We start from the raw sequence: 13858 nt of genomic DNA, 5'->3' as shown, positions 1-13858 counted from the left end.
TCAATATGAGTACTCCATCTTCAGGTTCAGGGCTAAAAACGGTTTTGGCTGTTGTGGCCATCATTTTCGGATTAGTGCTGCTGATAGGAGGAATATATCTTGCAGTGCTTGGTGGGTCTTGGTACTACATCATCGCAGGTCTATTCTTCATCGCTACTGCGGTTTTATTGCATAAATTAAAAAGCTCGGCGCTCCTTGTTTATGCTGTACTGGTATTAGGTACGGTCATCTGGGGGCTTTGGGAGGTTGGTTCTGACTTTTTTGCGCTGGCACCTCGTTTAGATATTCTGGGTATATTTGGTTTGTTATTGCTTATTCCTGCAGTGACTCGAGGATTTGAAAATAGCAAAGGTGCAAAAATTGTTCTTACAGGGGTGTTGGCAATCACCATTGCTGTCATGATCTATGCTGTATTTAATGACCCTCAGGAAATCCGCGGTGAATTAAGCACTAAACAGCCTGCAACATCACAGCCCATTCCGGGCATTGCAGATGGTGACTGGCCTGCTTATGGTCGTACCCAGTCCGGTTTGCGTTATTCTCCCTTAAAACAAATAAATTCTGAAAACGTAAAAGACTTGCAAGTTGCCTGGGAATATCACACTGGCGAAAGCAAAACTGAAAATGACTCTGGTGAAACAACCAATCAGGTAACGCCTATTAAAGTAGGGAATAATGTTTATCTGTGTACCATGCACCAGCGTTTAATCGCTTTAGACCCATCTACAGGTAAAGAAAAATGGAACTTTGATCCTAAACTCAAAGCAGATAATACCTATCAACATTTAACTTGCCGGGGTGTGTCTTATTACGATGCCAACAATACGGCAGGTTTCGAAGCCAGTCTGGCTGCCAATAAAACGGCTTCAGCCGAGTGCCCTAAGAAAGTCATTTTGCCTGTCAATGATGGTCGTCTTGTCGCGATTAATGCTGACACGGGTAAGGTCTGTACTGACTTTGGTAACAATGGTGAAGTCGATCTGCAAAAAGATATGCCATTTCCATATCCAGGCGGTTATATCCCAACATCTCCACCGGTCGTTACGGGTACAACGATTATTATTGGCGGTTCAACCACCGATAACTATTCGACTGAAGAGCCATCTGGGGTGATACGTGGTTACGATGTGAATACTGGTGAACTGCTTTGGGTATTCGATACTGGTGCGGAAGATCCAAATGCGATTCCTGCACCAGGTCAGAAATTTGTTCATAACTCACCCAATGCCTGGGCACCTTTAGCCTATGATGCTGCACTGGATATTGTGTATGTCCCTACAGGTGTCGGTACGCCAGATATTTATGGCGGGCACCGTACCGAACTGGATGAACGCTATGCCAACTCCATACTGGCGCTGAACGCCTCTACCGGGAAGCTGGTCTGGAATTTCCAAACCACCTATCATGACTTATGGGATATGGATGTACCAGCGCAGCCAACTTTGGTGGACATTAAAGATAAATCAGGCAATATTGTGCCTGCCATCTATGTATTGACCAAAACAGGCAATGCCTTTGTACTGGAGCGTCGTACTGGTGCGGCTATCATTCCTATTACGGAGAAACCGGTTCCACAAACCGTGAAACGCGGTCCGCAAACAAAAGGTGAGCGTTATTCTCCTACGCAACCGTTCTCTGATTTTGACCTGGCACCGAAAGAAAAATTAACCGACAAACAAATGTGGGGTGCCACCATGTTTGACCAGTTAATCTGCCGTGTAGCATTCAAAAAATTGAACTATGAAGGAATTTATACGCCGCCTTCAGAAAATGGCACTTTGGTGTTCCCGGGTAACCTGGGCGTGTTTGAATGGGGTGGTATGTCGGTCAATCCAGACCGTCAAATTGCCGTGATGAACCCGATTGGCTTGCCATTTGTGTCTAAACTGATCCCAGAAGATCCGAACCGTAAACAAACAGCCAAAGGTGCGGGTACTGAACAGGGTGTTCAACCGATGTATGGTGTGCCTTATGGAGTTGAAATCAGTGCATTCCTTTCTCCATTCGGCCTGCCGTGTAAACAGCCGGCTTGGGGCTATGTGGCGGGTGTCGATTTAAACACCCATGAAGTGGTCTGGAAACGTCGTATAGGTACCATCCGTGACAGTATGCCGGGTATTCCATTACCACCATTTAAAATGGGGGTACCAATGCTGGGTGGTCCAATTTCTACTGCGGGTAATCTGATGTTTGTCGGTGCGACCCAGGATAACTATATCCGTGCCATTAACGTCACCAATGGTGATGAGCTTTGGAAAGGCCGTCTACCTGCAGGTGGTCAGGCAACGCCAATGACTTATGAAAGCAACGGTAAACAATATGTGGTGATCATGGCGGGTGGTCATGGTTCATTTGGCACCAAGATGGGTGATTCCATCGTGGCTTATGCTTTACCCGATAAAAAATGATTTGGTCGTAGACTAGAAGTAAAAAGCCTGATCCGTCAGGCTTTTTTATGCCGCTACAATTGTTGTGAAAAAGCAGGGAATAGCAGAAAAAGTGCTAAACAAGTGAAAATAAGATGAATGAGTTTAAAAGTAGTGTTAATAGGGGGTATGTCTTTATATCAGTGAAGTTTAACAACACTTATCAATAAAATCGCTATTAAATATGTAAAAAACGCATTTTGTTGATAGATCAAATCTCGTTATGCTGTGCACCGTTATAATAGAAACTACTAGCTGTACGCCATGTATTTATATACTGATTTTGACCAGCAACTGGTCAATGAACGTGTTGCACAATTCCGTGACCAAACGGAACGTTATTTAGCCGGTAAATTGACGGAAGATGAATATCGTCCGCTTCGTCTGCAAAACGGCCTTTATGTACAACGTTATGCGCCAATGTTGCGTATTGCAGTCCCTTACGGCCTGATGAATTCAAAACAACTGCGTAAAATTGCGCAATTGGCCAAAGACTATGACCGTGGTTATGCACACGTATCAACACGTCAAAACATTCAGTTTAACTGGCCTGCACTAGAAAATGTACCGGACATGCTGCAAGAACTGGCATCTGTACAAATGCATGCAATCCAGACATCTGGTAACTGTATCCGTAATACTACCACTGACCAGTATGCAGGTGTGGTTGCCGGTGAAGTGGCTGACCCACGTCCGACTTGTGAATTGATCCGTCAGTGGTCAACCTTCCACCCGGAATTTGCCTTCTTGCCACGTAAGTTCAAAATCGCGGTTTCTGCATTAGAAGAAACCGACCGTGCGGCAACTTCATTCCACGATATCGGTGTTTACATCGTGCGTAATGAAGCAGGCGAGATGGGCTATAAAATCAAAGTGGGGGGTGGCTTGGGCCGTACCCCGGTGATTGGTAGCTTTATTCGTGACTTCTTGCCACGTGAAGACTTGATTGCATATTTGGAAGCAGTGCTTCGTGTGTATAACTTGCATGGTCGTCGTGACAACAAATATAAAGCCCGTATCAAGATTTTAGTAAAAGCGTTAACACCAGCCGTATTTGCAGAAAAAGTTGAAGCTGAATTTGCGCATACTGTGAAAACGTTGAAAATTGATGCAGATACTTTGGCGAAAATGGATGAGAACTTCACGCCATTTGATTACCAAGATTATGCAGATGAAGATTTCACTGAACAGTTTGCTGCGCATCCGAAGTTCAAACAGTGGTTCAACATCAACACCAATGCACATAAAGTAAAAGGTTATCGTATCGTCACGATTTCTCTGAAACGTGCCGGTATTGCTCCTGGTGATATGACTGTTGAAGAGATGAACCTGATTGCGGATCTTGCAGACAAGTACACCTTCGGCGAGTTCCGTACCACCCACGAACAAAACATTGCTTTGGTCGATGTACCGAAAAAAGACCTGTTTGAATTGTGGCAGATCCTTGATCAGCACAATCTGGCTCGTGCGCATATTGGTTTCATTACTGACATTATTTGCTGTCCGGGCGGTGACTTCTGTTCATTGGCCAATGCGAAATCTATTCCGATTTCAGAAGCGATTTCACGCCGTTTTGATGATCTGGATACCATCTACAACCTGGGTAAACTGGATCTGAACATTTCAGGTTGTATGAATGCCTGCGGTCACCACCATGTCGGTAATATCGGTATTTTGGGTGTTGACAAAAAAGGTGCTGAATTCTACCAAATTACTTTGGGTGGTAATGCAGACCATGATGCATCAATTGGCGACATTCTTGGGCCATCATTTGCAGCAGATCGTGTACCTGATGTGGTTGAAGAAATTCTAAATACCTATCTTGATCTTCGAAACGACGGTGAAGAGTTTATCGATACTTACCGCCGTGTTGGCATTCAACCATTTAAGGAGCGTGCATATGCTTAATACCGCACTACAAGTGCTCTCTAAAGATGGCACGATTGCAGACAATACTTACCAGTTAATTGGTGAAGATGGTGTATTACCTCAAGGTGATGTAGTTTTAACGGTTGAACAGTTAGACCAGATTGCCAATATTTCAGGTAAAAAAGCACTTTACATCACTGTAGATGCATCTCCTGAAACCCATGAATTTCCGCTAGATCAGTTAGATGCAATCTTTATTGAATTTGCTGGTTTTAATGATGGCCGCGGTTATTCTTTTGCAGCATTGCTTCGTCGTCAAGGTTACCAAGGTGAACTTCGCGCAACTGGTGATGTATTCAAAGATGTGTTGAACTACATGAAGCGTTCAGGTTTTGATACTTTCGTGATTAAAGAAGGTAAAGATATTCAGGAAGCGGCAGCAGGTCTGGGCGATTTTACCAACCCTTATCAAGCTTCTACTGCAGTTGAAAAAGCCAATTATCAAACTGGTGCTTAATTTAATTCATTAAGCTCAAGTTGAAAAAAGCCTCCATATGGAGGCTTTTTTTCTAGAATATTTACATGGTTTCAAGCTGACAGTTGACCATCCATTTAATGCCAAACTGATCGGTAAAGGCGCCATAGAGTGCACCCCAGAACGTCTTTTCTAAGGGCATTTCTATTTGTCCATTGACAGATAAAGTATTAAACAGACGTTTAGCCTCATCTTGCTCATGAGCATTCAGATTAATTGAAATATAGTGATTATTCCCTTGAGTGAAAACGGTATTGTTTTGCGCACAGAATTGATCATTGGTATCAGATCCCATCAATTCCGTAAATGCATTAATCGGTAAGGCGACATGCAGAATAAGATTTTTATCTGCTTCAGAAAGCATGTTGCCTTCTTCAGATGGCATTTCACCATAACGGGTAAGATTTGAAAATTCACCACCAAAAACAGATTGATAAAAGTTAAATGCTGCTTCGGTTTCACCTTGGAAATTAAGATAATGATTGAGTTGCATGGAAAGCCTTTGTTGTTGTTTTGATGGTTTTAATTTAACAGGCTTAAGCAGAATAAAAGATGAAAAAGTGTAAGCATAAAAAATCCCTCAAAAGAGGGATTTTGTTCTCTCTCCCCTTAGGGAGAGAGTTAGAGAGGGGAATTACCTGACTCCCTCTTTAACAAAGGCAGACTTCAAAAATTAAAGTAATTCAATCGCTACAGCAGTCGCTTCACCACCACCAATACACAGGGTAGCAATTCCTTTTTTGCCGCCAGTGCGTTTAAGTGCATGGATTAGCGTCAAGATAATGCGCGAACCGGTAGAACCGACAGGATGACCGAGTGCACATGCACCACCGTTGATGTTGACTTTAGCCGGATCAAGTTTGAAGTCATCCATAGGACACATGGTCACCATGGCAAAAGCTTCGTTAATTTCCCAAAGATCGACGTCTTGTGCATCCCAACCAGTTTTATTTAAAACTTTCTGAATGGCACCTACTGGAGCAATGGTAAATTCTGAAGGGTGCTGTGAATTTGAAGCATAGGCCACAATTTTTGCCAGAGGTTTTAGACCTTTTGCTGCAGCATTATCACTCGAAGTTAAAACTAGTGCAGATGCACCGTCCGAAATTGAGCTGGCATTGGCAGCAGTAATGGTGCCGTCTTTAGCAAAGGCAGGGCGGAGTGACGGGATTTTTGCAATGTTCGCATTGAAAGGCTGTTCATCTTTATCTACCACAACATCGCCTTTACGGGTAGAGACAGTCACTGGCACGATTTCATCGGCAAAGTAGCCTTCATTGACCGCTTTTTGTGCACGCTCTAAGGAACGAATCGCAAAATTATCCATTTGCTCACGGGTATAGCCACGCGTATTTGCCATGTCTTGAGCAAAAGAACCCATCAAGCGGCCGGTTTCCGCATCTTCCAATCCATCCAGGAACATATGGTCTTTAATTTCACCATGACCCATACGGAAACCACCACGGGCTTTAGGTAATACATAAGGCGCATTGGTCATCGATTCCATGCCGCCAGCAACCACAATTTCAGCAGAGCCCGCTTTAATCATGTCAGCCGCTTGCATCACTGCTTTCATGCCAGAACCGCATAACTTATTAATGGTGACTGCACCAGTGGAATCAGGTAGCCCGGCTTGACGCATTGCCTGGCGAGCTGGCCCTTGTTTTAAGCCGGCAGGGAGCACACAGCCCATAATGACTTCTTCGACATCAGTAGGTTGTAATCCTGCACGTGCAATCGCTTCTTTGATTGATGCTGCACCAAGTTCAGGGGCTGTGACGCTGGCTAAGCTACCTTGAAAGCCGCCCATTGCAGTACGTGCACCATTTACAATTACGATGTCTGTCATTGTTCTTTCTCCGAGATTTACTTTTTAGGGAATTATTTTCCAAGCTTAAGCAGTATATTAAAAAATGAGCCGGAATAAAGAGCGATTGTGCTATGTCTTTAGACTGATAAGTTTTCAGCAGATGGATAGGCTTTCTATCCGCATATGCCCCATGGCACTAAGAATCAGTTTCTGGTGATGATCGGAAAATATTGAACAGTAATAAAAACTACCATTTGAACCTATAGGAAGGCCATTTTCAGCTTGAAACGTTAAGCTGGGAACATGCAAAGTTCCTCTCCAGTCTAAGTGCCCATATTTTAAATTGGTTGATTCTGTATAGATAATTTTCTCGCCAGTATCAATTTGTCTATTTTTATTGCTATCGAGAAAAACAAGTAAACCAGTAGTCCATTGGTTTGTTTGACAATTTACTTTATTCTGACTTGGACATAACACCACATTGGTATGATAGAGCGCAGCTTGAGATTTAGCTAATTGAATCGTGGAAATCAATTTATTGGTGGTAGCGTTGACTTCCTGCTTGGCTTTTATTTCTTGAAAATAAGGTAAAGCGATCGTAGCCAGAATTGCAAAAATAGACAAAGTAACGATGAGTTCAACTAATGTAAAACCCTTTTTTTGTTGAAAAAGCATTTAAAGTAATCCTGTAATATATTTTTTTAAAATTATTTGTGTTATTAGTGTTTTGTTTTTTAATTGTTTTTTTTGCGGGTAATATTTATTACTCAACTTTTAAGAAAGCTGTTAAAATAATTTGCAAGTGACAATAAGCTATTCATAAGAATAAATTGAGTAAAAATTTACCGAATTACAACGGAAATTGTAAGTAATTTTGTCAATAATTTACTTGATTAAAATTATCAAGCACTTGGAAAAAAAATAAAGTGTTTGTATGATTCACAGTGAATGGCTTAAGAATAAAACTGGGGTATAAGAAAGCCTATCTCAGAATAGTCAAATTCTAGGCTTAAGCTTGAACAACAATTGTTATCTCTGGAGGATAAATCCATGAAAATGAGTCGTATTGCTTTAGCAATGCTCGTTGCTGCACCTTTAGCTGCTGCTAACGCTGGCGTAACTGTTACTCCATTAATGCTTGGTTATACATTCCAAGACACTCAACACAACAACAGCCGTGGCAACTTAACTAATGGTGGTCAAGAGCTTCAAGACGATTTGTTCGTTGGTGCAGCACTTGGTGTTGAATTAACTCCATGGTTAGGCTTTGAAGCTGAATACAACCAAGTGAAAGGTGATTCTGATCTTGTTGGTGGCGGTACTGCTGACTATAAACAGTCTCAAATCAATGGTAACTTCTATGCGACTTCTGATTTGATCACTAAGAACTATGACAGCAAAATCAAACCTTACGTATTATTAGGTGCTGGTCACTATAAATATGAGCTTGATAGCGCTGCTGGCCGCGATACCCGTGGTCTTGAAGAAGAAGGTACTCTTGGTAACGCTGGTCTAGGTGCTTTCTGGCGCTTGAACGATGCTTTATCTCTACGTACTGAAGCTCGTGCTACTTATAACATCGACGAAGATTTCTGGAACTATACAGCTTTAGCTGGTCTTAACGTAGTTCTTGGCGGTCACTTGAAACCTGCTGCTCCTGTAGTAGAAGTTGCTCCAGTTGAGCCTGTAGCTCCAGTTCAACCAGCTCCACAAGAGTTGACTGAAGACCTTAACATGGAACTTCGTGTGTTCTTTGATACAAACAAATCAAACATCAAAGACCAATACAAACCAGAAATCGCTAAAGTTGCTGAGAAGTTAGTTGAATATCCAAACGCTACTGCTCGCATCGAAGGTCACACAGATAACACTGGTCCACGTGCATTGAACGAACGTTTATCTTTAGCTCGTGCTAACTCTGTTAAATCTTCACTTGTAAATGAATACAATGTAGATCCAGCTCGTTTGTCTACTCAAGGTTTCGCTTGGGATCAACCGATTGCTGACAACAACACTAAAGAAGGCCGTGCTATGAACCGTCGTGTATTCGCGACTATTTCTGGTAGCCGTACTGTTGTTGCAGAGCCAGCTGAACAAGCTCCTGCAGCTCAATAATTTATTATTGAACTGATTTAAGAAAAAGCAGCCGTAAGGCTGCTTTTTTTATGCGCTACATAAGCATAACTTGTTTAATACACAGTTTTATTTTGATCTTGTTCTAATAAACACCCATATACACAATAAAAAGAGGGTGAAAAAATGACACAGATGTTAACGACAGCAGATGGAACCTCGATTTATTATAAGGATTGGGGCGATGGCCCCGTTGTAGTCTTTTCCCATGGGTGGCCTTTATCCAGTGATGCTTTTGAAGACCAGATGTTATTTCTGGCTGAACATGGTTATCGGGTGATTGCATTTGATCGACGAGGTCATGGAAGGTCAAGTCAGCCATGGGCAGGGCACAACATTGATCAATATGCACAAGATATGCACCAACTCATTGAGCACCTCCGATTAACTAAATTTGCATTAGTCGGACATTCTACCGGTGGGGCAGTCGTCACACGGTATACGGCAAAATATGGACAGCATCAGGTCACTAAACTGGCCTTGATTGCGGCTGTAACTCCCTTACTGATTTGGCGAGATGATAATCCACATGGCGTTGATCCAGATGTTTTTGATGAAATGCGGGCAAATTTACTGGATAACAGAGCTGATTTTTATCTAGATTTTGCCAAACAGTTTTATGGCTATGACAAACTGTTAAATAAAACCTCGGAAGGTGTGATACAAAATTTTTGGCGTATTGCGATGCAAGGTTCAATCAAGGCCCATTATGATTGTATTCATGCTTTTTCAGAAACAGATTTAAGTGAAGATTTAAAACAAATCACGGTTCCTACCCTGGTGTTGTATGGGACTGCCGATGAAATTGTTCCCCCGGAAATTTGCAGCCAGAAGGCGGTAAAATTGTTACAGCGGGGTGTGGAAGAGCAAATTAAAGGTGCTCCTCATGGTTTATGTACCACACATAAAAATGAAGTCAGTTTTGCCTTAAAGCAATTTTTGGCAGCAGAAGACTCCTTGTTATAAAAAATAGAAATAAAAAAACAGCCCGAAGGCTGTTTTTTTGAATACTAGATTTAGTCCTGATTGGGATTCATGGGTTTAACATCCATGTCTTGATAAGGAACTAACTTGGTTTTGTTTTTCCACTTATATCCTAACCAAATCACCAGGAATAATGGAATACTGATATAGGTTGAAAGTACACCTAACCAGTCACCATTAAGGGCAGCCTGATAGTTTTGGCCTAATACCACTATGGTACATAAAATGAAGGCAAACCAAGGTGCAAACGGGAAGAACTTGGCTGTATACGCTAAATCTTCCAGTTTATAACCTTGAACCAGATAACCTTTGCGGAAGCGGTAGTGTGAAATAGCAATCCCCAGCCAGACAATAAAGCCGCACATGCCTGACATATTTAACAACCAGTTAAATACTTGTTGTTCACCTATAAAGGTGGTCAAGAAGCAGAGTGCTGCAATTGCAGTGGTGGCATAGAGGGCATTCATCGGTACGCCACGTGGGTCCAGACGTGCGAATAATTTTGGCGCACTGCCTTTACGTGCCATATCAAACAGCATACGGGTAGAAGAATACATGCCTGAATTACCTGCAGATAAAATGGCAGTTAAAATCACGGCATTCATCAAACTGGCAGCAAAGGCAAATCCAGCCTGTTCGTATAACAAGGTAAAGGGTGACAGGCTAATGTCTTCGCTCGATGCAGCTTGTAAAAGGCGAGGATCATCATAGGCCACCAAAGTACCGATAATGAAAATACACACAACATAGAACAGTAAAATTCGCCAGAAAATCTGTTTAATCGCAATTGGAATGGTCTTTTTGGGATTTTTGGATTCACCTGCGGCAACACCGACCATTTCGGTGCCTTGGAACGAGAATCCGGCAATCATGGCAACCCCGATCAGCGCTTGGAAGCCGCCGACAAAAGGTGCTTCACCTTTGCTCCAGTTGGAGAAGGTAACCATGCCCGGTGTCATCATGATTTTTACAATCATGACCATACCAATAATAATAAAGACAATGATGGCAATAACTTTAACTAGGGAGAATAAAAACTCACTTTCACCAAAGCCTTTTACAGAGAGTGAGTTAATGGCAAAAATAATGGCAAGGAAAATGGCACTCCAGTAAAAACCGGGAATATCGGGGAACCAGAATTTCATAATGAACTGAACTGCAACCAGTTCAAAGGCTACAGTAATGGCCCAGTTGTACCAATAGTTCCATCCCAGTGCGAAACCAAAACCACCTTCTACATATTTTGTACCATAGGTAAAAAAGGCACCCGAAGTTGGATTATGTGTCGCAAGCTCACCCAGACTGGTCATCAAGAAATAAATCATGATCCCGATCAGACAGTAAGCCAATAAAGCACCGCCCGGACCGGCATTGGCAATTGTTGCACCAGAAGCCAGGAATAAGCCTGTGCCGATAGAACCACCAATGGCGATCATATTCAAATGACGTGCACTCAGCTTACGCTTTAAATGTGCAGATTGAGTTTCGCTCATCGTTGTTCCTTAAGATTTCTTTTCGGTGCTAGCGAACAGCACTTTAAAGCCTTGTTGATCTGCTTTGGTTGTACATTTGCCAAAGCTTTGTTCAATGAGTAATGGATAATTTAAAAAGCGATTTGCCACAATCCATAATTCACCACCGGATTTCAAATGACGACGTGAAGTTTTGCATAAGTTTTCACTGGCATCATAATTGGTCTGAATACCTTGATGGAAAGGCGGATTGCTGACGATGGCATGCAAGAAAAGTGGAGCATCTTCAATACCCGTCACAGCGGTAATTTCCAGCTGTTCGGGAGAAAGGCTATTTTTTTCAAAAGTCATGCGGGTAGAGGCCAATGCAAAAGCATCGACATCCATTGCAAAAATGCGGTTCTTGGGATTCAGTTTCGCCAGATAAGCACTAATGATACCGGCACCACAGCCAAAGTCGGCAATTTTACCTGAAGTCACTTGTGATAAAAACGGTAAAAATACCGCTGTACCGACATCTAGGCGATTTTGACTGAATACGCCGGGCAGGGCACAAATGGTGAGATCACCTTTAGGTGTTGCCACCGTATACTGTTGTGCCCAATCTGCCAGCGCTTTTTCTTTAACTGTTGATTCAATCTTGACTTGCCAGAGCTGACAATGGCGAGCACTATCCAGTTTGATGGCTTTGCCATAAGGCTGTAGCTGTTTCGCAGCACGTTCAACGCCGCCTTTCTTTTCACCGACCAGAAAAATTGAAGCTCCCAAACCTAAGCGGTTGACCACATTGTGCAGGACATAATTTAAAAGTTCTTTAGACTTCGGCACAAAAATAATGGCCTGATCAAAATTACTTTCAGGAAGCTCTACGCCAAAATGGACATTGGCCTGTTGCGACTGAAAATATTGAAATTCATTATAATTCCATGTCCACAAACAAGGGCTGATGTCTTGGTCTAGATTGGAAAGCAAATCGTCAGTCGGTGCATTGACTAGAAGCACACGTCCGGAAAGATATTCGTGCTGTCGAATGACAACTTCACTTCTTGGATCCATTTTTTATCTCGCCATTGAAAAACTCTGCCCAGACAATGCTGGGCAGAGTTGATGCTGAAATGAAATTATTTCTTCGATTCAGGAAGAATAATATTTAAGAGCAATGCGGCAATACCGCCAGTCGCCACACCTGAACTAAAGATGTTACGGAATAATTCAGGAAGATGTTCCAAAATTTGTGGGACTTGTGCAACACCTAGACCTAAGCCGAGTGAAATCGCAATAATGAGCAAGGCACGACGGTCAAGATGGATACCTGACAGAATATTAATACCAGAAGCAGCCACAGCGCCGAACATCACCATTACCGCGCCACCCAGTACAGCTTGTGGTACAGCCTGAATCACACCAGCAACTGCAGGCAGCAAGCCTAGAATTACCAGTAATGCTGCAATCCAGATACCTACATAACGGCTGGCTACACCTGTTAATTGAATCACGCCATTGTTTTGTGCAAACACTGAACTTGGGAAAGTATTGAATAAGCCTGCGAGCAAAGAGTTCGCACCATTAACAAGCACACCACCTTTAATACGTTCCATCCATACTGGACCATCCACTGGCTGGTTGGAAATTTTCGAAGTCGCGGTGATATCACCAATCGCTTCTAAAGAAGTGACCAGGTAAATGAATGCCATTGGAATAAACAGGCTCCAAGAGAAGCTTAATCCAAAATGCATTGGTGTTGGGATCTGAACCATCGGCGCATCTTTTAAGCCTGAAAAATCAAGATGACCCATAAAGCCGGCAAGGGCATAACCAATAATCAGGGCAATCAGAATGGCTGAACTCTTGATCCAGGTAATACGGATACGGTTCAAGACAATAATAATCGCCAGTACCGTACATGACATGATCAGGTTATCGGCATTGGCAAAGGTTTTATCGCCCATGGCCTGATAACCGCCACCCATACTGATCAGACCTTCCTTAATTAAGGTTAAACCAATCAGCAGAACCACAATACCGGTAACCAGTGGGGTGATCAGTTTTTTCACCCAAGGCAGAATGCGTGATACGCCCATTTCAATAAATGAACCCGCAATCACCACACCAAAAATAGACGCCATCACTGCTTCTACAGGCGTGCCTGCAGCCACCATGGCTGAACCGATCCCGATAATAGGACCAATAAAGTTAAAGCTGGTGCCTTGAACAATCAGCAAGCCTGCACCAAATGGGCCTACTTTTTTGCATTGTAAAAAGGTTGCAATCCCCGAGATCACCAAGGACATGGAAAGAATCATATTGGTGTCTTCTTTTGACACACCTAAAGCCAAACAGATAAGGAGGCCGGGCGTGACAATCGGGACAATAATCGCAAGTAAATGTTGCAGGGCAGCGAGGAAAGCGATAAAAGGTTTAGGGCGATCGTTTAATCCGTAGACCAAATCAAGACGATCGTGTTGTTCGGGAGAGTTTTTTAAATCAGACATGTAAAAAAGGTACAGCAGCAATTTGGCGTTATTCTAATCGAGTTACATGACTTTACAAACCAAAAAAAGGATGAATAGTCAAAAAAACTTGTAACTGTCAATAAACTGTCACTACTAAAAGTTAACTTTTTTCTGTA

The 13858-nt window shown here is 42.6% G+C and carries 11 protein-coding genes; 5 read left to right on the top strand and 6 right to left on the bottom strand.

The window, feature by feature from the left end:
- Nucleotides 1-5: 5 nt before the first annotated feature.
- From ACE01R_RS11940 to ACE01R_RS11930, 3 genes are all read left to right on the top strand, one after another.
- A complete protein-coding gene (locus ACE01R_RS11940) occupies nucleotides 6-2408 on the top strand; it encodes a glucose/quinate/shikimate family membrane-bound PQQ-dependent dehydrogenase (RefSeq protein ID WP_395551429.1) in 2403 nt (800 codons plus the stop codon).
- 282 nt (nucleotides 2409-2690) lie between these two features.
- Nucleotides 2691-4334 (top strand): nitrite/sulfite reductase, encoded by a 1644-nt coding sequence (locus ACE01R_RS11935; RefSeq protein ID WP_395551428.1) that lies wholly within the window; start codon nucleotides 2691-2693, stop codon nucleotides 4332-4334.
- On the top strand, nucleotides 4327-4812 hold the full coding sequence (locus ACE01R_RS11930) for a DUF934 domain-containing protein (protein ID WP_395551427.1): 486 nt from the start codon (nucleotides 4327-4329) through the stop codon (nucleotides 4810-4812). Before ACE01R_RS11935 ends, ACE01R_RS11930 begins: the two co-directional genes overlap by 8 nt.
- 61 nt (nucleotides 4813-4873) lie before the next feature.
- Here the strand turns inward: ACE01R_RS11930 and ACE01R_RS11925 are convergent, their stop codons facing one another.
- From ACE01R_RS11925 to ACE01R_RS11915, 3 genes are all read right to left on the bottom strand, one after another.
- Entirely contained in the window at nucleotides 4874-5323 is a 450-nt protein-coding gene (locus tag ACE01R_RS11925; protein WP_395551426.1) for a VOC family protein, read from the bottom strand.
- A 180-nt stretch (nucleotides 5324-5503) separates the two neighbouring features.
- Entirely contained in the window at nucleotides 5504-6679 is a 1176-nt protein-coding gene (locus tag ACE01R_RS11920; protein ID WP_395551425.1) for a thiolase family protein, read from the bottom strand.
- Nucleotides 6680-6793: 114 nt separating this feature from the next.
- Complete coding sequence (locus ACE01R_RS11915; RefSeq protein WP_395551424.1) at nucleotides 6794-7315, bottom strand: GspH/FimT family pseudopilin; 522 nt, start codon at nucleotides 7313-7315, stop codon at nucleotides 6794-6796.
- A 375-nt stretch (nucleotides 7316-7690) separates the two neighbouring features.
- On the opposite strand from ACE01R_RS11915, the gene omp38 reads away from it, so the two are divergent.
- Both omp38 and ACE01R_RS11905 read left to right on the top strand, forming a co-directional pair.
- Nucleotides 7691-8755, top strand: coding sequence for an outer membrane protein Omp38 (gene omp38, locus ACE01R_RS11910; RefSeq protein ID WP_395551423.1), 1065 nt, complete (start codon nucleotides 7691-7693; stop codon nucleotides 8753-8755).
- Between the two features lie 144 nt (nucleotides 8756-8899).
- Nucleotides 8900-9739: an alpha/beta fold hydrolase gene (locus ACE01R_RS11905; RefSeq protein ID WP_395551422.1), complete on the top strand. Its 840-nt coding sequence runs from the start codon at nucleotides 8900-8902 to the stop codon at nucleotides 9737-9739.
- Nucleotides 9740-9789: 50 nt separating this feature from the next.
- Here ACE01R_RS11905 and ACE01R_RS11900 read toward each other — a convergent pair whose 3' ends face one another.
- The 3 genes from ACE01R_RS11900 to ACE01R_RS11890 form a co-directional block, all read right to left on the bottom strand.
- Entirely contained in the window at nucleotides 9790-11250 is a 1461-nt protein-coding gene (locus ACE01R_RS11900) for an amino acid permease (RefSeq protein ID WP_395551421.1), read from the bottom strand.
- Between the two features lie 9 nt (nucleotides 11251-11259).
- Nucleotides 11260-12285, bottom strand: coding sequence for a methyltransferase (locus ACE01R_RS11895; protein ID WP_395551420.1), 1026 nt, complete (start codon nucleotides 12283-12285; stop codon nucleotides 11260-11262).
- 65 nt (nucleotides 12286-12350) lie between these two features.
- Nucleotides 12351-13721, bottom strand: coding sequence for a uracil-xanthine permease family protein (locus tag ACE01R_RS11890; RefSeq protein WP_395551419.1), 1371 nt, complete (start codon nucleotides 13719-13721; stop codon nucleotides 12351-12353).
- Nucleotides 13722-13858 lie beyond the last annotated feature (137 nt).

It is taken from the genome of Acinetobacter sp. BSP-28 (assembly GCF_044130285.1).
Classification (GTDB): domain Bacteria; phylum Pseudomonadota; class Gammaproteobacteria; order Pseudomonadales; family Moraxellaceae; genus Acinetobacter.
This window is presented reverse-complemented; position numbering and strand designations above follow the sequence as displayed.